The 21,123-nt window shown below is 66.8% G+C and carries 20 protein-coding genes; 16 read left to right on the forward strand and 4 right to left on the reverse strand.

Annotation, left to right across the window (positions count from 1 at the left end; genetic code table 11):
* The first annotated feature begins 92 nt into the window (after positions 1-92).
* Positions 93-560, forward strand: a complete 468-nt coding sequence (locus PW843_08510) for an N-acetyltransferase (protein ID MDE1146650.1) — start codon at positions 93-95, stop codon at positions 558-560.
* Here PW843_08510 and PW843_08515 read toward each other — a convergent pair.
* The 3 genes from PW843_08515 to PW843_08525 all read right to left on the reverse strand — a co-directional run bounded on the left by PW843_08515 (position 557) and on the right by PW843_08525 (position 4,132).
* On the reverse strand, positions 557-1,477 hold the full coding sequence (locus PW843_08515; GenBank protein ID MDE1146651.1) for a hypothetical protein: 921 nt from the start codon (positions 1,475-1,477) through the stop codon (positions 557-559). The genes PW843_08510 and PW843_08515 overlap by 4 nt on opposite strands.
* 4 nt (positions 1,478-1,481) lie before the next feature.
* Positions 1,482-3,317: an ABC transporter ATP-binding protein gene (locus PW843_08520; GenBank protein ID MDE1146652.1), complete on the reverse strand. Its 1,836-nt coding sequence runs from the start codon at positions 3,315-3,317 to the stop codon at positions 1,482-1,484.
* A gap of 98 nt (positions 3,318-3,415) precedes the next feature.
* On the reverse strand, positions 3,416-4,132 hold the full coding sequence (locus PW843_08525; GenBank protein ID MDE1146653.1) for a fumarylacetoacetate hydrolase family protein: 717 nt from the start codon (positions 4,130-4,132) through the stop codon (positions 3,416-3,418).
* A gap of 156 nt (positions 4,133-4,288) precedes the next feature.
* Here PW843_08525 and PW843_08530 point away from each other — a divergent pair, with 156 nt between their 5' ends.
* The 3 genes from PW843_08530 (at position 4,289) to PW843_08540 (ending at position 6,822) form a co-directional block, all read left to right on the forward strand.
* Complete coding sequence (locus PW843_08530) at positions 4,289-5,329, forward strand: patatin-like phospholipase family protein (GenBank protein ID MDE1146654.1); 1,041 nt, start codon at positions 4,289-4,291, stop codon at positions 5,327-5,329.
* Positions 5,330-5,648: 319 nt separating this feature from the next.
* Positions 5,649-5,858 carry a cold-shock protein gene (locus PW843_08535; protein ID MDE1146655.1) on the forward strand — a complete coding sequence of 70 codons (210 nt, stop codon included), beginning with the start codon at positions 5,649-5,651 and terminating at the stop codon, positions 5,856-5,858.
* 376 nt (positions 5,859-6,234) lie between these two features.
* The gene (locus PW843_08540) at positions 6,235-6,822 is read left to right on the forward strand and encodes a MarR family transcriptional regulator (GenBank protein ID MDE1146656.1); all 588 of its coding nucleotides are present in this window, start codon (positions 6,235-6,237) and stop codon (positions 6,820-6,822) included.
* Between the two features lie 95 nt (positions 6,823-6,917).
* Here the strand turns inward: PW843_08540 and PW843_08545 are convergent, their stop codons facing one another.
* Positions 6,918-8,552 carry a tetratricopeptide repeat protein gene (locus PW843_08545; protein ID MDE1146657.1) on the reverse strand — a complete coding sequence of 545 codons (1,635 nt, stop codon included), beginning with the start codon at positions 8,550-8,552 and terminating at the stop codon, positions 6,918-6,920.
* A gap of 490 nt (positions 8,553-9,042) precedes the next feature.
* Between PW843_08545 and PW843_08550 the strand changes: the two genes are divergently transcribed.
* The 12 genes from PW843_08550 (at position 9,043) to PW843_08605 (ending at position 20,989) form a co-directional block, all read left to right on the forward strand.
* The gene (locus PW843_08550; protein MDE1146658.1) at positions 9,043-9,702 is read left to right on the forward strand and encodes a flagellar hook capping FlgD N-terminal domain-containing protein; all 660 of its coding nucleotides are present in this window, start codon (positions 9,043-9,045) and stop codon (positions 9,700-9,702) included.
* Between the two features lie 91 nt (positions 9,703-9,793).
* On the forward strand, positions 9,794-11,062 hold the full coding sequence (gene flgE / locus PW843_08555; GenBank protein ID MDE1146659.1) for a flagellar hook protein FlgE: 1,269 nt from the start codon (positions 9,794-9,796) through the stop codon (positions 11,060-11,062).
* Positions 11,063-11,075: 13 nt separating this feature from the next.
* Positions 11,076-11,486 carry a hypothetical protein gene (locus tag PW843_08560; GenBank protein ID MDE1146660.1) on the forward strand — a complete coding sequence of 137 codons (411 nt, stop codon included), beginning with the start codon at positions 11,076-11,078 and terminating at the stop codon, positions 11,484-11,486.
* Positions 11,483-11,998, forward strand: a complete 516-nt coding sequence (locus tag PW843_08565) for a hypothetical protein (protein ID MDE1146661.1) — start codon at positions 11,483-11,485, stop codon at positions 11,996-11,998. The genes PW843_08560 and PW843_08565 overlap by 4 nt, the downstream gene beginning before the upstream one ends.
* A 12-nt stretch (positions 11,999-12,010) precedes the next feature.
* A complete protein-coding gene (gene flgK, locus PW843_08570) occupies positions 12,011-13,747 on the forward strand; it encodes a flagellar hook-associated protein FlgK (GenBank protein MDE1146662.1) in 1,737 nt (578 codons plus the stop codon).
* 13 nt (positions 13,748-13,760) lie between these two features.
* Positions 13,761-14,684 (forward strand): flagellin, encoded by a 924-nt coding sequence (locus tag PW843_08575; protein MDE1146663.1) that lies wholly within the window; start codon positions 13,761-13,763, stop codon positions 14,682-14,684.
* A gap of 144 nt (positions 14,685-14,828) precedes the next feature.
* Positions 14,829-15,653: a flagellin gene (locus tag PW843_08580; GenBank protein ID MDE1146664.1), complete on the forward strand. Its 825-nt coding sequence runs from the start codon at positions 14,829-14,831 to the stop codon at positions 15,651-15,653.
* A 112-nt stretch (positions 15,654-15,765) separates the two neighbouring features.
* Positions 15,766-17,466 (forward strand): flagellar filament capping protein FliD, encoded by a 1,701-nt coding sequence (gene fliD, locus PW843_08585; protein MDE1146665.1) that lies wholly within the window; start codon positions 15,766-15,768, stop codon positions 17,464-17,466.
* An 84-nt stretch (positions 17,467-17,550) separates the two neighbouring features.
* Positions 17,551-17,934 (forward strand): flagellar protein FliS, encoded by a 384-nt coding sequence (locus PW843_08590; protein MDE1146666.1) that lies wholly within the window; start codon positions 17,551-17,553, stop codon positions 17,932-17,934.
* A gap of 269 nt (positions 17,935-18,203) precedes the next feature.
* Positions 18,204-18,866, forward strand: coding sequence for a sigma-70 family RNA polymerase sigma factor (locus PW843_08595; protein ID MDE1146667.1), 663 nt, complete (start codon positions 18,204-18,206; stop codon positions 18,864-18,866).
* Entirely contained in the window at positions 18,856-19,266 is a 411-nt protein-coding gene (locus PW843_08600; GenBank protein ID MDE1146668.1) for a hypothetical protein, read from the forward strand. Before PW843_08595 ends, PW843_08600 begins: the two co-directional genes overlap by 11 nt.
* 382 nt (positions 19,267-19,648) lie before the next feature.
* Positions 19,649-20,989, forward strand: coding sequence for an amidohydrolase family protein (locus PW843_08605; protein MDE1146669.1), 1,341 nt, complete (start codon positions 19,649-19,651; stop codon positions 20,987-20,989).
* Positions 20,990-21,123 lie beyond the last annotated feature (134 nt).

Consider the following 21,123-nt stretch of genomic DNA (forward strand, 5'->3'; position numbering starts at 1 on the left):
ACGGGCATTAAATCTCCATGGCAATGCCGCCGCTTTAAGATAAAGACCTTTTAATTAGGTCCCCTCCTTCCCCGTCCTTAAGGTGGCGCCCCATGAACACGCCCCCCGCCTTGTCCTTTCCAGCCCCCCGCCCGGCGACGCCCGCCGACCTGGAGGCGCTGCTGGTGCTGGAGAACGCGTGTTTCGAGTTCAACCGCATGGGCCGGCGCAGCTTTCGCCGCCTGCTGGAACGGCCATCGGCCCGCATCCTGGTGATCGACGGCCCTGCGGGCCTGGCTGCCGGCGCCGTGCTGTTGTCCCGCGCGGGCACCCGGGGCTTGCGCCTGTATTCCCTGGCGACCCATCCCGACCATCGCGGCCAAGGGCTGGCCGTCCGCATGGTGGAGGCCGCCCTGGCCCACACCCGCGACAGCGGCCACCAATGGCTGTCGCTGGAAGTGCATCCGGGAAACGCCGCCGCCCGCGCGCTCTACCACCGCCTGGGCTTCCACCAGGTATCGGTGGAGGAGGATTATTACGCCGACGGATCCTACGCCTTCCGGCTGCGGCGCCTGGTTTAGGACCTGTCCCGCGGCACCGGCAGGCCGGGCGGGCGCTTGGGCGCCGCGTGTTCCAACGTTTCCGCCTTGGCGCGGGGACCGGCCAGGAAGTCCAACAGCGCGTCGATGCCGCCCCTTTCCCACAGGTCGCCATGGCCGGCACCGGGGATGATGCCCAGCGTCTTGGGATGCGCCGCCGCCTGGAACACCGCCTGGCCCATGGCCGGCGACACCACCCGGTCGAACCCGCCGTGCAGCACCAGCAGCGGGCAGGTGTGGGGCGCGGCCCTCAGCCGTTTCACCACCGCCAGGGGATTGCTGGCCACGCCGGCCAGGAAGGAAAGATGCCAGTGTGCCGCCAGCAGGTCGGCGCCCGAGGTCGGCGGGGCCGCCAGCACCAGGGCCGCCGGCTTGCGTTCCCAGGCCATCTGCACCGCCAGGGCAGCGGCGGCCGACACGCCCAGGACAACCAGGCGGGAACCGGAAAAACCTTGCGCCGTCAGATGATCCAGCGCCGCCCGCGCATCGCTCAGCAACCCCGCCTCCCCCCACTCCCCGCCCGCGGGCAGGAGGGAGGACGGGCGGCGGCATGTCAGGAACACGCCGTAGCCGGCGGCCGTCACGGCACCGGCGAGGTCGGCCAGGTCGGCGCGGCGCTGGCCGGGACCGGCCAGGACCAGGATGACGGGCTTGGTCAGGCCGGCCGGGTCGGCGGCCCAGGCGGCCAGCAGGGCACCGTCGGCGGCCGGATAGGCCACGGCGCGCAGGCCGCTGCCGTCCGGCGGGGCGCCGGGATCGGGCAGGCGGGGATGGGTGAACAGGGCCGCCCCGCCCAGGCGCGACAGCTTGGTCAGCAGGGCGCCGAACCAGAGGGTCGCCGCGACCAGGGCAACCGCCACGACCATGAACACCATGTTCGTGACGGTGCCGCCGCGCATGGCGTCAGCCCGCCGCGGACAGGCTGGCGGCCGCCGCCAGGGAGCCGGCGTCCAGTTCCGCCACCGTGCCGTGGCCGCCGCCGGCCTGCAACGCGTGGAAGCGGGCATAGGCGCCGTCCAGCGCCAGCAACTCGTCATGCGTGCCGGATTCCACCACCCGGCCGCCGTCGATGACATAGATGCGGTCGGCGTCGATGATGGTGGACAGGCGATGGGCGATGACCAGGGTGGTGCGGCCCTGCTGCAACCGACGCAGGGCATCCTGCACCAGGCGTTCGGACTCGCTGTCCAGGGCCGATGTCGCCTCGTCCAGCAGCAGGACGGGCGCGTTCTTCAGCATGGCGCGGGCGATGGCGATGCGCTGGCGCTGGCCGCCCGACAGCTTCACCCCGTTCTCGCCCACCGGGGTGTCGTAGCCCTGGGGCAGGCCCAGGATGAAGTCATGCGCCGCCGCCGCCTTGGCCGCGGCCTCCACCTCTTCCCGGGTGGCGGACAGGCGGCCATAGGCGATGTTGCCCAGCACGGTGTCGTCGAACAGCCCCGTCTCCTGGCTGACCAGGCCGATGGCGGCGCGTAAGGACGACAGGGTGACGTCGCGGATGTCGGTGCCGCCCAGGGTCACCGCCCCGCCGGTGACGTCGTAGAAGCGGGGGATCAGGTTCAGGATGGTGGTCTTGCCCGACCCGCTGGACCCCACCAGCGCCACCGTCCTACCGGCCGGCACCGTCAGGTCGATGCCGTCCAGCGCCATCGTCCCGTCCTGGTAGGCGAACCGCACGTCCTTGAATTCGATGGCGTGGCTGGCGACGGACAGGTCCGCGGCATCCGAGCGGTCGACGATGGTGGGCGGGGTGTCCAGCAGGGCGAACACCCGCTCCGCCGAGGCCAGGCTGATCTGCAGCTGGGTCTGAAGCTTGGCCAGGCGCTTCAGCGGCTCGAACGCCAGCAGGAAGGCGCCGGTGAAGCTGGTCAGGGTGCCGGCCGTGCTGTGCCCGGCCGCCGCCTCCAGCCCGCCATAGATGATGACGCCGACGAAGATGAAGCCGCTCAGGATCTCATTGATGGGAATGAGCGAGGAGGAGACGCGGAAGGACTTGTTGGTCAGCTTGCGCAGATCGTCGGCGATGGTGGCCACGCGCTGCTGCTCATACGCCTCCATGCCGTAGGCCTTGACGTGGCGGGCCCCCTGGAAGGTCTGGGTCAGCAGGCTGGCGAAGGTGCCCAGCGCCGCCTGCGTGCGGCCGGCCACCCGGCGCAGGCGCCCGGTCATGCGCCCCATCATGAGGGTGGTGAAGGGCACCACGGTCAGCGAGATGGTGGCCAGCAGCCAGTCCTGCTGGAACATCACCCCCACCAGGAAGATCAGGGTCAGGGCGCTCTGGCCGTAATTGGTCAGCACCTCGGCCGTACCCTGGCGCACCTGGTTCACGTCGTTCACCAGGCTGGACACCAGCTGGCCCGACGGCAGGGAGTGCAGGTAGGCGAGATCCGCCTTGATCAGGTGATTGTACAGCTGCTTCTGCAGTGCCGCCACCAGCCGCTGTCCCACGTTATTCATGAGAACGGCCGAAAAATACCCGGAAAATCCCCGCACGACGAACGTGGCGAACACGATAATGGCGAAAGTGCGCAGATAGCCGGGGTTCTTGCCGCTCAGCACCTCATCGATCAGGGGCACCAGCTTCTGCGCCAGCACGGCGGAACTGCCGGCGTTGACGGCGATCAGGACGCTGGCCAGCAGCACCATGCCGATGTAGGGCCGCAGGTAATTGCCGGCCAGGCGCCGCACCAGCGGCATGGTGGCGGTGTGCTGCGGCTTCTGCTTAGGCTTCTTCGACAAGGGACCAACGAACCTCGGGATGCGGCAGGCCGGCGGCCCACAAAAGAAAACGGGCCATGCTTAACACAGCCGGCCCGCCGCCAGCCACAGCGGCCGCCTCATTCCCGCTCCGTGATCCGGATCGACAGGTCGGGCAGGCCGTCGATATGGGCTACGATCACGTCGCCCGGCACCACCGGCCCCACATTCTCCGGCGTGCCGGTGAAGATCAGGTCGCCGGGCAGCAGGGTGAAGGCCTGGGACAGGTTGGCGATCTGCTCCGCCACCTTCCAGGTCATCTGGTCCAGGGTGGACGACTGCTTGGCCGCACCGTTCACCCACAGGGTGATGGCGCCGGCGGCCGGGTGGCCGACCAGGGACACCGGGTGCAGCGGGCCGATGGGGGCGGCACGATCGAAGGCCTTGCCGATCTCCCACGGTTTCTTGATGTCGCCCATGGCGCGCTGCAGGTCGCGGCGGGTCATGTCCAGGCCGACGGCATATCCGACGACATGGTCCAGCGCCTGTTCCACCGGGATGTTGCGGCCGCCGACCGCCAGGGCCGCCACCAGTTCCACCTCATAATGATAGTTCTGGGTCAGGCTGGGATAGGGATGGTCGGCCACCGTGCCGACCGGGACCACCTGCACCGCGTCCGCCGGCTTCTGGAAGAAGAAGGGCGGTTCGCGCGTGGGGTCGGAGCCCATCTCGCGGGCGTGGGCGGCATAGTTGCGCCCGATGCAATAGATGCGATGGACGGGAAAGACCGCGTCCTGCCCCACCACCGGCACGGTCGGCTGCGGGACGGGGAACAGAAGCCGGGGGGCGCTGGTCATGCCTGGAAATCCGCGACAAACGAAAGGGCCGCCACGATAGCAGACATCAGCGCCGCGCCGCCGCCACTTTCACCGCCTATCAGAAGCCGGTACGCTGTTCCCCTTGGTCACCCGCCCTACCTTATGGTGGCCACCCCCCGGAGATACCCCGTCGCCATGCCCGATCGTCACGCAGAACGCCCCCACCCCCGTCCCAAGCTAGGCCTGGCGCTGGGGGGCGGCGTCGCCCGCGGCTGGGCCCACATCGGGGTGCTGCGCGGCCTGGCCCAGCACGGCATCGTGCCCGATGTCGTCGCCGGCTGTTCCATCGGCGCGCTGGTGGGCGGCGTCTATCTGGCCGACCATCTGGACACGCTGGAGAACTGGGCGCGCACCCTGACCAAGATGCGCATCCTGGGCCTGCTGGACCTGCGGCTGCGCACCGGCGGCGGCCTGATCGGCGGTGAGAAGCTGCTGGCCGAACTGAACCAGCACATCGGCGACGCCACCTTCGACGATCTGGGCCGCCCCTTCATCACCGTGGCCACCGATCTGGCCACCGGCAAGGAGGTGTGGCTGCGCCGCGGGTCGGTGGTGGAGGCGATGCGCGCTTCCTACGCCATGCCGGGCATCTTCCCGCCCAGCCATGTGGACGGCCGCTGGCTGGTGGACGGCGCCCTGGTCGACCCGGTACCCGTGGCCGCCTGCCGCGCCATGGGGGCCGCCATGGTGCTGGCCGTCGACCTGAACGCCGACATCATCGGCCGCACCCGGGGCCGCCATGACGGGGAAGCCACGGCCGCCGCCCCGCCCGACGCCGCCCCCGCCACCGAGGATATGGAGGCGCCGCCCGACGGCACCGCCGTAGCCGAGGCGCAGGCCGCCCAGATCGGTGCCCAGGGCCACGGCAAGCACAACTTCGAATTCCTGTCGGCCTTCCTCCAGTCCCGCCGCCGGCCACCGCCGCCCAAGTATGAGGGCCCCAGCATGTTCGGCGTCATGGCAACGTCGCTGGGCATCGCGCTGGACCGCATCACCCGGTCGCGCCTGGCGGGCGAGCCGCCGGACATCCACCTGAAACCCCGCCTGGGCCATATCGGCCTGCTGGAATTCGACCGGGCGGAGGAGGCCATCGCCGAGGGCAAGGCCGTGGTCGACCGCGCCCTGCCGGAATTGCGCGAGGCGTTGACGGTGTTCGGAATCGGGCACCGCAACTGACCCCATATCGGGCCCTGATACCGGGGTCCAATATCCGGTGGGGGAATGCCGGCCTATTCCTATCGGCCGAAAGGCGGCCCGGTTATATCCGCCGCCTGCGTTCCCCCCACCCATCAGGACAATCGCTGAATGACTTTAAGTATTGTTCAGCGTTTCTTGCTTGTCCTGAAACGAACTCCGCCGCATCACTATACGGTCGAATTTGTTCAGGATCTGCCCCCGGCACACCGGCACGGGTTCCGTCGCAATTTGACGCCCGTGGCCGCACGCGCGCGGCCGGGCGACATCCGTACCGGGGAATACCCCCAAAGGAGAGACTATGCCCATCGGCACCGTTAAGTGGTTCAACAGCACCAAGGGTTTCGGCTTCATTCAGCCTGAGGACGGCACGGCCGACGTGTTCGTGCACATCAGCGCCGTCGAACAGGCGGGCCTGCGTTCCCTGAATGAAGGCCAGAAGGTCAGCTTCGACCTGCAGCACGACCCCCGCAAGGGCAAGTCGGCGGCCGGGAACCTGCGCCCGCTCTGATCCACGCATGGTTTGGGGGATCACCCCCGGGAAAGGCGGCCGGCCCTATGTCGGCCGCCTTTTTCATGCCCTGATTCCAAAGCGCAATGCCAAGGGCACAAGTGCCGTTGTAGCCCGCGACTGCGGGCGCCGCAGGTTTCCGGGGAACGACGTGGACTGGAAACCGAGGATAGCCCAAGCCCCCGGAGGGGGCCGCCCGGCGATTGAGGGCAGCTTTGATCGGTCACGACCAAAGGCCACTGGCGAAACCACCCCTTTCGTATATAGGACCATGATGATCCCGATTTCCCGGCCCCTATTGATCCTGGTCAATGCCGGGGTGGGTCGGAGGGGGCATGGTGGGGGCCTGAAAACAGTTACGTGGGGGTTCCATTCCATGCCCGACGCCCTTGCCCATTTCCGCCCCGAGGACGCCATCGCCCTGTGCGTCGTCGACGTCGCCAACGCCCTGGTCCGCCACAGCGAACCCTTGCTGGAGGAAGCGGGGCTGACCGCGCCGCAATGGACCGTGCTGATGAACGTGGCGGGTGACCGCAACTTCAACGACGGTCCCAGCGGCCTGCCCGCCAACGACCCGCATATCGACGCCTTCGCCGGCGCCGACCTGGGCCGGGCGGGTTGCATCTTCTCGTCCGAGATCGCCGCCGCCCGCGGCCTGTCCCGTCCGCACATCAGCGCCACGGTGACGGAGCTGCTGCGCAAGGGCCTGATCCGGCAGGAGGACGATCCCAGCGACCGCCGCCGCAAGCTGCTGTCCGCCACGGCGGAAGGCTTGGCCGTGCTGCGCCGTTTGCAGCCGTTGCGCCAGTCGGTGAACGATCTGCTGCTGGCCGACCTGGACGCCAGCCAGCGGCGCACCCTGCTGGAAGCACTGCGCATCATCCGTGACCGCTCCCGCCGGGCCGACCAGATGCGCCCCTACGGTGACCGGTCGCACGCCCACGCCCTGCGCCACGCCTCTTGAGGTGCCGCCGCCAGGCGGCGGCGCATCCCGAATGCCGAAAGCATCCTCCGGTCATCTGATGCCGGGGGATGCTTTGGTGTGTCCGGACTCAGGATTCAGGCCTGACTTGACAGGGCCGCAACCACCCGCCCGACCAGGCTGGCCTGGGTCTGGCCGCCGGAATTGAAGACCCGCATGGACGGGAACCACGGTCGCGCGCCTGTGCCCAGCGAGGTGACGTCCAGATGGCCCGCCAGGCGCCAGACCGGCACGCCCAGCGCCGCCGCCAGTTCCCCCGTGGCCGTGGGCACGGTGATGACCAGATCCAGGGTCGACAGCAGGGCCGACAGCCCTTCCAGATCGTCACGCTGATCCAGGTCCGGGAAATGATGGGGGGCGGCATCGCCCAGGGCCGCCCGCTCGGCCGCCGTGTCGCCGTATTGCAGCGTCACGACCGTCACGCCCGGCAGGGTCAGCAGCGGCCGCCAATCCGCCAGGGTGGTGTAGCGCCCGTCACGGCTTTCCACCACCAGGCCGCTACGCCAGCACAGGCCTACCTTCAAGGTGGGCGCGCCATCCTCATCCAGGGCCGCCAGCCGGTCGCGCCAATGATCCGCCAGATCCGGCCGGGCCGACAGGAAACCCGCCCCCTCCCTGCCGAAGGTCGCCAGCCGGGAACGCAGCAGGCCAGGCAGGGAGCCCGCCGGCACCTGCGCCACGGCCCGCCCCTCGGCGGGATCGGGAACGGTGGTGACGCCCCGCGCCTCCGCCACGGCCTGGGCGCCCGGGAAAGCCCGACCGAACAGACCCACCAGGCGGGGATCACAGCGGATGATCGCCGATCCCGCGGCCGCCACGGCGTCGGCATAACAGCTGGCGAACATCAGCTCATCGCCCAGTCCCTGTTCCCGCCAGATCAGCAGCGGCCCCTCCGCCACGCGCCCCCCGGTCCAGCGCGGCAAGGCCGGTGCTGGGCGGAAGTGCTGGGGCTCGGCCGCGAAGCGCGCCTCGTAACCCGGCCAGGCCTGGTCCAGGCGGCCACGGTTCAGATTCAGGTTGGCCTGGCCGAACACCAGGCGTGGGTCCCCTGGACAGGCCCGCACGCCATCGTCCCAGGCGTCGGCAGCGCCCGTCAGGTCGTTCCGCATCTGCAAGGCGGCGGCCCGGGTATACAGCGCGTCCGCCTGGGCCGGGTCACGGGCCAGGGCCTGGCCGGCCGCTGCCAGGGCGCCGGCGGGATCCTGCCGCGCCAGGCGGATGGAGGCGAGGTTGACATGGCCGTTGACCAGGTCGGGGTCCAGCGCCAGGGCGCGGCGCACCGCGGCCTCCGCATCGGCCAGCCGGCCCAGGACACGCAGCACCGCCGCCAGGTTGCTATGGCACAGCGCGTCATTCGGCGACAGACGGATCGCCATGCGCAGCACCTGTTCCGCCTGGGCAACGCGGCCCAGACGGCGCAGCGCCACGCCCCACAGGGTGAAAAGCCCCAGGGCCGCCGCCTGCGTCACACCCGTGGTGGTCCCGGCCGCCAACGCCAGCAGCGGTTCCGCCTCCACCGGCCGGTCCAGCGCCAGCAGCACCCGGCCGGACAGGGCCAGCCAGTCAGGGGCCCGGATGCCCGCTTCCAATGCCGGCTGGCACACCGCCCAGGCGGCATCAGGCCGCCCGGCTTCCAGCAACGATGCCGCCGCGGCCAAGGTGGGATCCCCCGCCGCGTCAACCTGGCCGTCCCGCACCCGTGTCATGGCCATGAAGGCGGCCCCTTCCGTTTCGATCGCTTGCCCATCCCCTCACGTCGGGGGCGCGGCCATTCCGTCGCATCGATCCCGCATTCAAGCCCACCGGCATTCCGATGGGCAAAAACTGCCGGGCGCACAGGCGCATCCCCACGTGGGCGCGTGCCGCACAACCCTAGGATTCCCGCCATTTTTTGACGACGCCACGGACGCAATGCAAAGATTGCCGGGCAAAAACTGCCTATAGGAAATAAATATCCAGATAAAAACTGCCTATCTAAATACTCGATACTCTGTTTGAAAACTTAACCAAACACCCGAGAAGCATATAGCCGACGCATCGACTTCGTGGCTCGAAACTTTTTTTTGGATTTTCGAAAAAAAGTGCGCCCGCTTCTATAAGGGCTGCCGTTGAACCGACTGAAAGCCAATCCCAACGCGGGATCCGGGAACCGTTCGCCAAAGGTGGTGACAGGGTTCCGCCGCCGGATGATGGAGGTCAGTCGTGACGTCAGTAAGCAGCACCAGTTCAAGCTCGAGCAGCACCAGCACGTCCTCGTCCTCATCGTCCACCTCTTCGCTGGGCGACTTCACGACCATGCTGACGCTGCTGCTTCAGGAACTGCAGACGCAGGATCCGACCAGCCCCATGGACACCAGCACGTTCACGACGCAGCTGGTCCAGATGTCGAGCCTGGAGGCGCAGGAAGCGTCCACCACCATGCTGGACACCATCAGCAGCACGCTGAACACGTTCACCAGCAGCTACCCGGCTTATAGCTACATGGGGCAGACGGTTTCGACCGACAGCAACTCCGCCCCCTTGCAGGACGGGTCGGCCATCTGGAACTACAACCTGTCGTCGGCCGCCGACAGCGTCAGCTACTCGGTCACCGACAGCAGCGGCAACGTCGTCTACACGGGCTCCGGCACCACGACGGCCGGCAGCAACTACATCACGTGGGACGGCACCCAGACCGACGGCACCACGGCCACGTCCGGCACCTACACCATGACCGTCACCGCCACCACCGACGGCACCGCCACCACCCCCACCGCCTACGGCGTGGGCAAGGTGACAGGCGTCGACACCTCCAGCGGCACCGCGATGCTGGAGCTGGGGTCGTATGAGGTTAGCATGGACGACGTGACGTCAATCCTCTGACAAATAAGCGTTTTTTCGAGGTGGCGGCCTCGATCCCCCAACCGCCGGCCCACCGACATCCGGTCCTTCCAAATCTCAGGGAACCACGGCAATGAGCATTTTCAGCGCCCTGAACACCGCCACCTCGGCCCTCTACGCCCAGTCCAAGGCGTTCTCGTCGATCTCGAGCAACATCGCCAACTCGTCCAGCACGGGCTACAAGGCGTCGGACACGGCCTTCACGGCCTTGCTGACCGACAGCCAGTCGGGCTCCGCCGACTACGGCGGCGTCACCGCCAGCACGGTGCAGACGGTCAGCAACCAGGGCGACATCACCTCCACCACCACCTCCACCAACCTGGCGTTGGATGGCGACGGCATGTTCGTGGTGAACGATGGCAGCAGCACCCAGGCCTACTACACCCGCGACGGCAGCTTCACCGAGGATGACGACGGCAACCTGGTGAACGCCGAGGGCTACTACCTGGAAGGCTGGGCCACGGATGACAGCGGCAACATCACGGCCACGAACCGCAGCAACACCAGCAGCCTGGAAAAGATCAACCTGAACGACATCAGCGGCTCGCCCAAGGCGACGACCGAGGTGACGACCAGCATGAACCTGCCGTCCAACGCGGACGTGGGCGACAGCTTCACGACCGACACCGAGGTCTACGACAGCCTGGGCAACAGCAGCACGGTGACGATGACCTGGACCAAGACGGGCACCAACAGCTGGGAACTGGACGCCGCCAACCCGGTGTCGTCCGCCGACGGTTCCACCGTCACCGGCACCAGCAGCGGCACGCCCGTCACCCTGACCTTCAACACCGACGGCAGCCTGGCCAGCCCCACCACGGACATCACGCTGGGCGTCACCGGCTGGAGTTCCGGCGCCACCGACAGCTCCATCACCCTGGACTATGGCGAGAACGGCGGCAGCGGCGCCCTCACCCAGTTCGCCAGCACCAGCACCTCGCCCGGCATCACCACCACCAGCAGCACCCAGGACGGCTACGCCAAGGGCACGCTGAGCAGCGTGGACATCAATTCCGACGGCAGCGTGGTCGCCAATTTCGACAACGGCCAATCCAGCACGATCTACAAGGTACCGGTGGCGACCTTCGCCAACGAAAACGGCCTGACCGCCGTGTCGGGCCAGACCTACGCCCAGTCCACGGAATCAGGGTCCTACACCTTGAAGGAAGCCGGGACCGACGGCGCCGGCACCATCGAATCCAGCTCGCTGGAAAGCTCGACCACCGACGTTTCCGATGAACTGAGCCGCATGATCTATGCGCAGCAGGCCTATTCGGCCGCGGCCAAGGTCGTGTCCACGGCGCAGGACATGCTGACCACCCTGCTGCAGGCCAAGCAGTAAGGAGCCGGCGCCCATGAAACCGCCCTTCGTCCCCCCGCTGTTGATCCTGACCCAGGCCGAGGAACCCACCCCGGTCTCCGGCCCGGTTTTCGACGCCGGTTCCCTGCCCGTCCCCTTGCCCGGCACCGGTTCGTCCGCCTTCGACACCAAGCGGCTGGACCGTTTGCTGCGCGAGGGCAAGCGGCTGGAAGCGTCGGCGCGGTCCGTGCTGACGCCGGGCGTGCGGGTCAACGGCGAGGTGCGCCGGGCGGCCAATCTGGCGCTGATCGACGACCTGACCCGCTACGTGGAACGGCTGGAGCAGGCGCTGGCCGACCTGCGGCCCCTGATCCAGGTGCAGCAGCAGCGCTCGCAGGCCCTGAACCTCTACTCCCGTGCCCTCAACAACGCCTATCTGCCGGCCCATCGGAGGGGTAAGCGATGAGCTCTTTCTTCTCACGTCTGTTCACGGTTCCGGCCCCCGCCGCCAAGGCGGACGAGGCGGCGCCCACCGCGCTGGCCCTGCCGGCCCCGTCGGCGCCGCCCGCCGGCGCCAACCAGTTCCCGCCCGCCATGGCCGAAGCCTTCGCCGCCTTCCAGGCCGCCGCCCGTTTCGGCGAAGCCAGCCTGGAGCGCCGCCGCGCCATGTACAACGCGCTGAAGCAGCTGCGTGAGGCGGAGGCGGTGATGCGCGTGACGCTGCACCAGGTGCCGGCCGGCGCGCGGGCGGCCACGGGCCGCCACTGGGCGCCGCAGCTGCAGTCGATGATCAGCGAAATGGCCGACCTGCAGACCGGCATGGCCGCCGAGCTGAAGGGCCGCCGGTCGCGCCTGCAAGGCCTGCTGCACGTCACCCGCCAGCGCACCGAGGACGTGCGCGGCTATTACCCCGTCCGTGGCCGGCAGATCCGGGTGGATCGCCAGCAGACACGGCACTGTGTCCAGTTCACGGCGTAAGGACCAGAAACCATGTCGCTCCGGACCGCTGCCTCCATCGCCCAATCCGCCCTGTCGGCCACGCAGACGGCCATCACCGTCACCAGCGCCAACACGGCCAATGCCAACACGGCGGGCTACAGCAAGAAGACCGCGAACGACACGGCCGTCACCGTCAACGGCCAATCGTCCGGCGTCGAGGTCAGCAGCGTCACGCGCGACGTGGACAAGTATCTGTTGCAGCAGGTGGTTTCCGCCACGTCGGCCAATTCGCAGGCCAGCGTGATGAGCAGCTACATGGCCAATGTGGACACGGCCTACGGCACCGTCTCGGGCAGCACCTCCATTTCCGACGTCATCGACACGGTGACCAGCGACCTGTCCACCCTGTCGGCCGACACCGGCGCCGACGCGGACAAGAGCGTGGCCGTGAACGCGCTGTCGGACATGGCCACCACCATAGCCACGGCGTCCAGCACCATCCAGAGCCTGCGCGCCCAGGCCGACAGCGACATCGCCACCGATGTCACCGCCGCCAACACGGCCATCACCAGCATCGCCTCGCTGAACCAGCAGATCGTGGCGGCCAAGGCGGCCGGCCAGTCCACCGCCGACCTGGAAGACCAGCGCGACCAGCAGCTTGAGACCCTGTCCAGCTACATGGGCGTCAGCTATTCGGTGGACAGCACCGGTTCCATGCAGGTGTCCACCAGTTCGGGCCAGGTGCTGGTGGGCACGACCGCCCACACCCTGAGCTACACCACCGCCAGCTCGGTCGACGCCAGCACCACCTATCCCACGGGCTTCAGCGGCATCACGGTGGACGGCACCGACATCACCAGCACCATGCAGACCGGCGCCATCGGTGCCCTGGTGACCCTGCGCGACGACACCCTGGTGGACCAGCAGAGCCGCCTGGACAACCTGGCCTCCACCATCATCACCACGGTCAACACCATCTCCAACCAGGGGAGCAGCTATCCGGCGGCGGCCTCGCTGACGGGCACGACCTCGGTCAGCGCCAGCGACAGCCTGTCGGGCACCGGCACCATGCGCCTGGTGGCGGTGGACAGCGACGGTGACGCCGCCGCCGTGCTGGATGTCGACCTCAGCACCGTGTCCTCGGTCCAGGACCTGATGGACACGATCAATTCCAGCGGCAACTTCACCGCCAGCATCGACGCCAACGGCCACCTGACCATCGCCGCAGCGGACAGCAGCGACGGCATCGCCGTGAACGAGATGGACAGCAGCGTCGGCGACAACGCCGAGGGCGCCTCGATGTATTTCGGGCTGAACGACGTGCTGACCGGCACGGGCGCCAGCGACATCGCCCTGAACAGCAGCCTGGCCGCCGATCCGTCCCTGCTGCCCACCGGCACCGTGTCGGACAGCGCCGACCTGGCGGTGGGCGACACCGCCATCACCTCCGGCGATGTCAGCACCATCGACGCCCTGGAAAGCGCCTTCACCGGCACCCAGTCCTTCGCCTCCGCCGGTGGCCTGGCCAAAGCCAGCACCTCGCTGTCGGGCTATGCCGCCACCATCATCAGCAGTGCCGCCAACACCGCCTCATCGCTGTCCACCAAGGCGGACACCGCCAGTTCCGCCCTGGACACCGCCACCACGGCGCTGAGCTCGCAGTCCGGCGTCAGCCTGGATGAGGAGACGGCCATGGTCTCGACCCTGGAGCAGGCCTACCAGGCCGCCGCCAAGATCATGTCGGCGCTGCAGGAAATGTTCACGGCCACCATCGAGATGGTGAGCTGAGGGAGCCCTGAAGATGAGCGTACGGATCTCCACCTACGGCGCGCACACCGCCCTGGTTCAGTACATGCTGAGCAACGAATCCACGTTGAACGCGGCGGAAGTGCAGGAATCGACCAGTTCCAAGTCCCAGACCTACGCGGGCCTGGCCAGCACCGGCCTGAACGGCAACGTCAAGCTGCTGGTCAACCTGGAAAGCGAGGTCAGCTACAACACCACGCTGGCCGACAACGCCAACGTCGCCATCACCAAGATCGACGCCATCTCGTCCGACATCTCCAGCATCTCCGACGTCGCCACCAGCCTGAAGACCGCCATCAGCGAGGCGATGTCCGCCGACGATACTGAACGCGCGACATATCAGGAAGAGGCGTCGGGCTGGCTGTCGGACGTGGCGTCGACGCTGAACGACACCTACGGCGGCCAATACCTGTTCGGCGGCACCGAAACCGACAAGGCCCCGGTTTCGGTGGACAGCAGCACCTACCCCGCCCTGACATCCGACAGCGGCAGCGACACCAGCTATTACAGCGGCACGGACACCACGGCCTCGGTCCAGGTGTCCGGCACCCAGTCCATCAGCTACGGCGTCACCGCCAGCGACCCATCCATCGAGAAGCTGATGCGGGCCCTGAACATGATGGCCAACACCAGCCCGCTGGACGACGACACCCTGACCACGGCCCTGGATCTGGTGAACGACGCCTCATCCGGGCTCAGCGACATGTCGCAAACATTGTCGATCAGCTCCTCTAGAATACAATCGGCAGTCACCCATCTGAACGATATACAGACCTTCGCCTCGGACCAGAGCAGCGATATAAAAAGCGTGGACCTGGCAGAAGTGTCCACAACAGTGACGACGCTTCAAACGTCGTTAGAGGCGACCATGCAGGCTATTGCCGCGTCGCAGAAAATGAGTCTGGTGACCTACTTGTAGCGGGTCGAAAAATTTCTCGCGAATATGCGAAAAAAATGCGCCCGCTTCCATCTGATCTGCCGTTGAACCGTGTGAGGGGGAGTATGGCCCGGTCGCAAAACGCGGCAACCCCATCATCCTCTCGCCAACCAGATGGAGGTTTAGATGCCTGTAGTCTCGACCAACACAGCGGCGAATTCCGCCCTGCGTTATTTGAACATCAACTCCGCGGATGAATCGTCGTCGGTCTCCAAGATCGCCTCCGGTTCCCGCATCACCAAGGCGTCGGACGACGCCGCCGGCCTGGCCGTCGGCACCTCGATCCAGTCCGACGTCACCATGCTGAACCAGGCGTCGACCAACGCTTCGAACGGTGAATCCATCCTGCAGGCGGCGGACGGCGGCATGGCCCGCATCGCCGACATCCTGCAGCGCATGGAATCGCTGGCCACCGAATCCGACTCAGGTACTGTGACGGATACGGAACGCAGCTACGTCGACGCCGAATTCCAGCAGCTGACGAGCGAAGTGGACAGCATCGCGTCCGGTACCCGTTTCGACAGCCAGAGCTTGCTGGACGGCACGGGCAACTGGGCGTCGGGCGTCACCTTCCTGGTGGGCACGTCCACCTCGGACACGCTGACCATCCAGCTGACCACGGTCAGCAGCAGCGCCCTGGGCCTGTCGGGCACCAGCGTCTCCACGGCCGATGGCGCCGTGTCGGCGATCTCGGTCATCCAGTCGGCGATCAGCACCCTGTCCACGGCCCGCGCCAAGGTCGGTGCCCAGATCTCCCGCTTTGAATACCAGAGCGAGATGATCTCGACCTCGATCGAAAACCAGACGGCCGCGGAATCGGCCATCATGGACGTCGACGTCGCGTCGGAGGAAACCAACCTGGCCAACGAGGACACGTTGGTCCAGGCCGGCATCGACGCCTTGTCCAAGGCCAACCAGCTTCCCTCCCAGCTGCTGAAACTTCTGCAGTGAGGATGCGCGCGGGGGCGCCCTCAACCGGCGCCCCCGTTCTCTTTTTCCTGTTTCCACTTATCCGTCCGCCTAGCGGCTGACGGAACGCGGCGCGCGCAGCGGGGTTTCGATCATGACGTCGGTCTCAACCATTTCCACCAGCGGCTCAAGTACCACGACGAGCACCAGCACGAGTTCCGGTTCCTCATCCTCAGTGACGGGCCTGGACTATTCGGCGTTGGTCGCCGCCGCCGTGGCGGCGCGGGAGACGCGGGCGGATTCGATCGACACCGAGGTCACGAACAACGAAACCAAGATCTCCGCCTATGAAGATTTCCAGACGCTGCTGAACAACCTGGCGACCGCGGCGGAAGCCCTGTCCAATCCGGTCAGCAGCACCGCCACCAACCTGTTCTCTGAACGCACCGCCTATCTGTCGGGCGGCAGCACCGACGTTTCCGCCTCCGACATGCTGGGCGTGACCGTCGATGACGGCACCGCCACGGGCACACACACGGTCGTGATCAACCAGTTGGCGACGGCGGAAAAACTGGGCGGCGGCACGCAGACCAGCCAGACGACGGCGCTGGGCCTGACCGGTTCGCTCACCATCGGCCTGTCCGGCGGTTCCACCGCCACGCTGACCGTGGCCAGCACCGACAGCCTCAAGGACATCGTCAACAACATCAACAAGCTGACCGGCACCACCGACGTGGCGGCCAGCATCGTCCAGGTTTCCAGCAGTTCCTACCAGCTGGTGCTGACCGCCACCGACGAAGGCGAACCGATCGAGTTCACCAACGACAGCAGCGGCATCATGACTTCGCTGGGTGTCACCAATTCCGACGGGTCCTACGCCGACGAACTGACGGCGGCGCAAGGGTCGGACATCGAGGTGGACGGCATCGACATCAGCCGCACCAGCAACATCATCAGCGACGTGCTGGATGGCGTGACGCTGGACCTGTACACGGCCGTGCCGGACTCCACCATCAGCATGGAACTGACCGCCAACCTCAGCGCCATCAAGACCGGCATTTCCACCTTCGTCACCGCCTATAACGCGGTGCGCGACTTCATTTCCGTGCAGCAGGCCACGGGCACCGACGGCACGCCGGCCAGTTCCGCCGTGCTGTTCGCCGACAGCGACGTCCGTTCCATCTCCACCTCGCTGCAGGACGCGTTGAACATGACGTTCGGCAGCTATTCGCTGTCGTCGCTGGGCATCACCTTCAACACCGACAACACGCTGGCCATCGACAGCACCACCCTGGACAGCGCGCTGGCCGACAACCTTAACGATCTTGAGACCTTGCTGGGCTACAACTTCAGCTCAAGCTCGACTTCGCTATCCCTGCTGGCCAACCCGGACAGCACGTCCAGCATGTCCTTCGGCCTGCAGATCACCATGAATGACGACGGCACCATCGCGTCCGCCGGCGTCGATGGCGACACCTCCCTTTTTAACGTCAGCGGCAACCTGATTACCGGTGCCGCTGGCACGCAGTATGCAGGGATGTCGATGGTTTATACGGGAGCGGAGAGCCAGACAGTCAACGTCAGTGTCAGCGCCGGACTGGCCGACATCATGTACACCACGTCGGACAATGCGGCGAACGTCGACACCGGCACGCTGCAAACCAACATCGACAACCTGACGAGCTACGACACCGACCTGACCAGTCAGGCCGACGATATCCGCAGCCAAGCCGAAGCGTATGGAACGCAGCTGACAACCTACTACGCGCAGTTGGAAGCCCAGGCGTCATCGGCACAGACACTGCTGAAGACGCTGAAGGCCAACACCGCGGCAGCCAATAGCAGCAGCAGCTGATGACGGCTCCGGCCGTCATCGGCCGGAGGGCGACAGAGATTTTCGAAAACGGCGTTTCCCTCCAGAAAAAGCGAACAGACGGCCATGAATTACACCGCGTCCAAGCACGCATCGAGCGCCTACCGGACCGCCAATGAGACCCTGCCGCCGCACAAGGTGGTGGAGGCGTTGCAGGACCGGGCCATCCAGTTATGCATGTCGGCGGAGCGTCATGCCCGCGATGGGCATTTCGAACAGTTCCATGGCGACATCGTGCGCGCCATCAAGATCTACACCGGCCTGCAGGTGGTGATGACCAACCATGTGGGCGGTCACACCGGCCAGGCGCTGAACCAACTCTATGGCGCCTTTATCATGGCGCTGGGGCGGGCGGCGGGCGGCCGCGACGTGCCCAACCGCGTGCGGCGCATCCAGGAACGCCTGGCCCTGCACCGGCGCCTGTGGATGCGGAAGCCAAAAGGAAGCTGAATAAATTTGCATGCCTGTCGATTTCGGGAACAACCGGCGGCGTTTGCCCCGTTTAACAATCAGAATCCGGTGATTTCCCTTGCAAGCCATGGGGGTGGCCCAGGAGAAAACCGGAACGAAGGACAAGGGGGTGCCGGCTGAAACCGGAACCCCGGAACTGGAAGACGAGAGGTCGGGGATTCTGCCTGGTTGGGGCCAGGTCGGGGTGGATCAATGAAGACCGCGCGCGGGACAACCCGCGCGGGGAAAAAGACGAATGGCGGTGACGTATGACAAGCTCCACTTATCCGCGCGGCGGCATGGCCGGCGTGGTTCGGGATGACGGCGTGACGGTCGTGACCCCCGTGCTGGGTGACGGCGGCCTTGCCAACGCCACCGACGAGACGCTGATGGCGTTGCTGAAGACGGGCAACGTCGACGCCTACCGCCTGTTGATCCGACGCTACTTCCGCCGCCTGTACGCCGTGGCCCGCCGCATCCTGCCCAACGACAGCGATGCGGAGGACGTGGTGCAGGACGCCTTCCTGCAGGTGTGGAACCATCGGGAAACCTGGCAGCCCGTCAGCGCCAAGTTCACCACCTGGATCCACCGCATCGTCATCAACCGCTGCATCGATTATCGCCGCCGGCCCGCCGAAAACAGCCTGGATCTGGCCGAAGACATCCTGGACGACAGCCAGAGCTTCGACGAAATTGTCCTGGAAAAGGAATTGGCGACAGTTTTGCGGACAGAACGGCAACGACTTCCCACTAGTCAGCAAGTGGCGCTGGCCCTATATTACGATCAATCGATGTCCGCGGCCGAAGTGGCGGCGGCAATGAATACAACCGTCGTGGCGGCGGAAGCCTTGTTGAAACGCGCCCGCCAGCGCCTTCGCATCGCCTTTCGTAAAACGTCCATACGGCCCCGGGATGCTTTTGATGACGCCTGAGGAACTCGACGATTTGCTGTGCCAATATGGAGCGCAGCTCCGTGCTTGGCCCGTCGAGTATCAACGCGGCGTCGCGGCACTTCTTATTTCTTCGCTGGAAGCCCGCATCCGCGTACGGGAAATGCGCCGGCTGGAACGTCTGATCGCTGAGGACGTGCCCGACGCCGAACCACCGCCCGGCATGATGGAACGCATGGAACAGCGCCTGGTGGCCGCAGCCCTGAAGGACTGGAAGCCACCCGCCGCCCAGACGCAGGGCACCAAATCAGCCGTTTTTTTTGGCCCGCCCGGGATCAAGCCAGGCCAGCCGCCATCGTCCGCCGCCGCTAACAGCGACACGGAGCAGGCCACCCCGGCCAATGAAGGCCGGCGCCACATTCCAGAACCCCAACGCGACTGATTCCGGCGCCGCCCGGCACCCCACCCCGGCCCTCTCGCCACTGACCGGGTGGTGCGCCACACATATGGGCGCGCTCTGGAATCAGCCGCATCCGCGGCCGCCTGGATTGTTATGGGATCCCAATTTGGGAGGTTAATCGGTTCAAGCCCGCGCCTTTGCGCTGGGCCGGTCGCGCACCGTTTTACGGCGTCGCACACATTTCCACGCACACCCTCGCATATCCTGTCGCCGTTTCCTGACATTTTTTTAATGCTCGGTTTACGGTGCGACAAAAAGGGTAATGCGCCTCCCCGGCCAACGGCATTGTCGCCCTGTTGACGCCGGGGGGATGGGGACGGCACCTTCGCGTCAATCTTTTAACCACCATCAAAAGAAGAAGCCCATGCCACGTTCCCCCGCCGTGCCGTCCCGGAGCCACACCATGCGCAAGCGCGCCGGCGCCAAGGCCATCCTGGCCGCCACCGCCCTTTGCGCCCTGGCGGCAATCCTTCCGGTCGGCGCCCAGGCGGACACGGTGCTGGTGACGGCCGACCATCTGGTCGACGTGCTGGCGGGCAAGACGGTGGACAAGCCGGCGGTGCTGATCGTCGACGGCCGCATCACGGCAGTGGGCACACAAGGCGCCGTGACGGCGCCGGCCGACGCCCGCACGGTGGCCCTGCCCGGCCTGACCCTGCTGCCCGGCCTGATCGACATGCACACCCACCTGACTTTCCAGCCCACCTGGAACGGTTATGAATCCCTGGGCGTCAGCACGGCGGACAAGGCCATCGCCGGCGTGGCCAACGCCCGCCTGACCCTGCTGGCCGGCTTCACCGCCGTGCGCAACGTGGGCGCCGACGCCTTCACCGACGTGGCCCTGCGCAACGCCATCGACAGCGGCCTGGTGCCAGGCCCGCGCATGAAGGTGTCCGGCCCGCTGCTGGGCGCCACCGGCGGCCATTGCGATGAGAACCTGCTGCCGGCCGACTATGGCCGCGTGGGCGAGGGTGTGGCCGACGGCCCCTGGGCCATGGTGCAGAAGGTGCGCTGGGTGAAGAAGTTCGGCGCCGACCTGGTGAAGGTCTGCGCCACCGGCGGCGTGCTGTCCAAGGGCGACAGCCCCGGCGCCCAGCAGCTGACGCAGGAGGAACTGGACGCCATCGCCAAGGAGGCCCACGCCCTGGGCATGAAGGTGGCCGCCCACGCCCACGGCACCGACGGCATCAAGGCGTCCATCCGCGCCGGCATCGACACCATCGAGCACGCCAGCCTGATCGACGACGAAGGCATCGAGATGGCCAAGAAGCACGGCACCTGGCTGGGCATGGACATCTACGACGACGACTACATCCTGTCGGAAGGGGCCAAGGCCGGCATGCTGCCGGAAAGCCTGGAGAAGGAACGCAAGATCGGCCGCGTGCAGCGCGAGAACTTCGCCAAGGCCTACAAGGCCGGCGTGAAGATGATCTTCAGCACCGACGCCGGCGTCTACCCGCACGGCGACAATGGCAAGCAGTTCGCCAAGATGGTGCAGTGGGGCATGCCGGCGATGGAGGCCATCCGCGCCGCCACCCGCAATGCCGCCGAAGCCATGGGCACGGACAAGGACATCGGCGCCGTCGCCGTTGGCCGCTATGGCGACCTGGTGGCGGTCAAGGGTGACCCCCTGGCCGATGTGACCCTGCTGGAACACATCCCCGTCGTCATCAAGGGCGGCGAAGTGGTGAAGGACCAACGCTGAGTTTTTTCCTTGCCCTCAGGTGGCGGGCGGCCACATCCGTGGCCTTGCCTCACGGACCTGACCGGTCCGGGCCGGCAGCCGCCGGCCTTGACTGAACGCCACACCAATCAGCCGATTCAAGCCGGCACTGGAAC

The sequence above is a fragment of the Azospirillaceae bacterium genome (assembly GCA_028283825.1).
In the GTDB taxonomy this organism is placed as follows: Bacteria; Pseudomonadota; Alphaproteobacteria; order Azospirillales; family Azospirillaceae; genus Nitrospirillum.

What these genes read in the sequence shown, in the direction of transcription:
- PW843_08510 (MDE1146650.1), top strand. Translation starts at nt 93, where the DNA reads ATGAACACGCCCCCCGCCTTGTCCTTTCCAGCCCCCCGCCCGGCGACG.
- PW843_08515 (MDE1146651.1), bottom strand. Translation starts at nt 1,477, where the DNA reads ATGCGCGGCGGCACCGTCACGAACATGGTGTTCATGGTCGTGGCGGTT.
- PW843_08525 (MDE1146653.1), bottom strand. Translation starts at nt 4,132, where the DNA reads ATGACCAGCGCCCCCCGGCTTCTGTTCCCCGTCCCGCAGCCGACCGTG.
- PW843_08530 (MDE1146654.1), top strand. Translation starts at nt 4,289, where the DNA reads ATGCCCGATCGTCACGCAGAACGCCCCCACCCCCGTCCCAAGCTAGGC.
- PW843_08535 (MDE1146655.1), top strand. Translation starts at nt 5,649, where the DNA reads ATGCCCATCGGCACCGTTAAGTGGTTCAACAGCACCAAGGGTTTCGGC.
- PW843_08540 (MDE1146656.1), top strand. Translation starts at nt 6,235, where the DNA reads ATGCCCGACGCCCTTGCCCATTTCCGCCCCGAGGACGCCATCGCCCTG.
- PW843_08545 (MDE1146657.1), bottom strand. Translation starts at nt 8,552, where the DNA reads ATGGCCATGACACGGGTGCGGGACGGCCAGGTTGACGCGGCGGGGGAT.
- flgE (MDE1146659.1), top strand. Translation starts at nt 9,794, where the DNA reads ATGAGCATTTTCAGCGCCCTGAACACCGCCACCTCGGCCCTCTACGCC.
- PW843_08560 (MDE1146660.1), top strand. Translation starts at nt 11,076, where the DNA reads ATGAAACCGCCCTTCGTCCCCCCGCTGTTGATCCTGACCCAGGCCGAG.
- PW843_08565 (MDE1146661.1), top strand. Translation starts at nt 11,483, where the DNA reads ATGAGCTCTTTCTTCTCACGTCTGTTCACGGTTCCGGCCCCCGCCGCC.
- flgK (MDE1146662.1), top strand. Translation starts at nt 12,011, where the DNA reads ATGTCGCTCCGGACCGCTGCCTCCATCGCCCAATCCGCCCTGTCGGCC.
- PW843_08575 (MDE1146663.1), top strand. Translation starts at nt 13,761, where the DNA reads ATGAGCGTACGGATCTCCACCTACGGCGCGCACACCGCCCTGGTTCAG.
- PW843_08580 (MDE1146664.1), top strand. Translation starts at nt 14,829, where the DNA reads ATGCCTGTAGTCTCGACCAACACAGCGGCGAATTCCGCCCTGCGTTAT.
- fliD (MDE1146665.1), top strand. Translation starts at nt 15,766, where the DNA reads ATGACGTCGGTCTCAACCATTTCCACCAGCGGCTCAAGTACCACGACG.
- PW843_08590 (MDE1146666.1), top strand. Translation starts at nt 17,551, where the DNA reads ATGAATTACACCGCGTCCAAGCACGCATCGAGCGCCTACCGGACCGCC.
- PW843_08595 (MDE1146667.1), top strand. Translation starts at nt 18,204, where the DNA reads ATGACAAGCTCCACTTATCCGCGCGGCGGCATGGCCGGCGTGGTTCGG.
- PW843_08600 (MDE1146668.1), top strand. Translation starts at nt 18,856, where the DNA reads ATGACGCCTGAGGAACTCGACGATTTGCTGTGCCAATATGGAGCGCAG.
- PW843_08605 (MDE1146669.1), top strand. Translation starts at nt 19,649, where the DNA reads ATGCCACGTTCCCCCGCCGTGCCGTCCCGGAGCCACACCATGCGCAAG.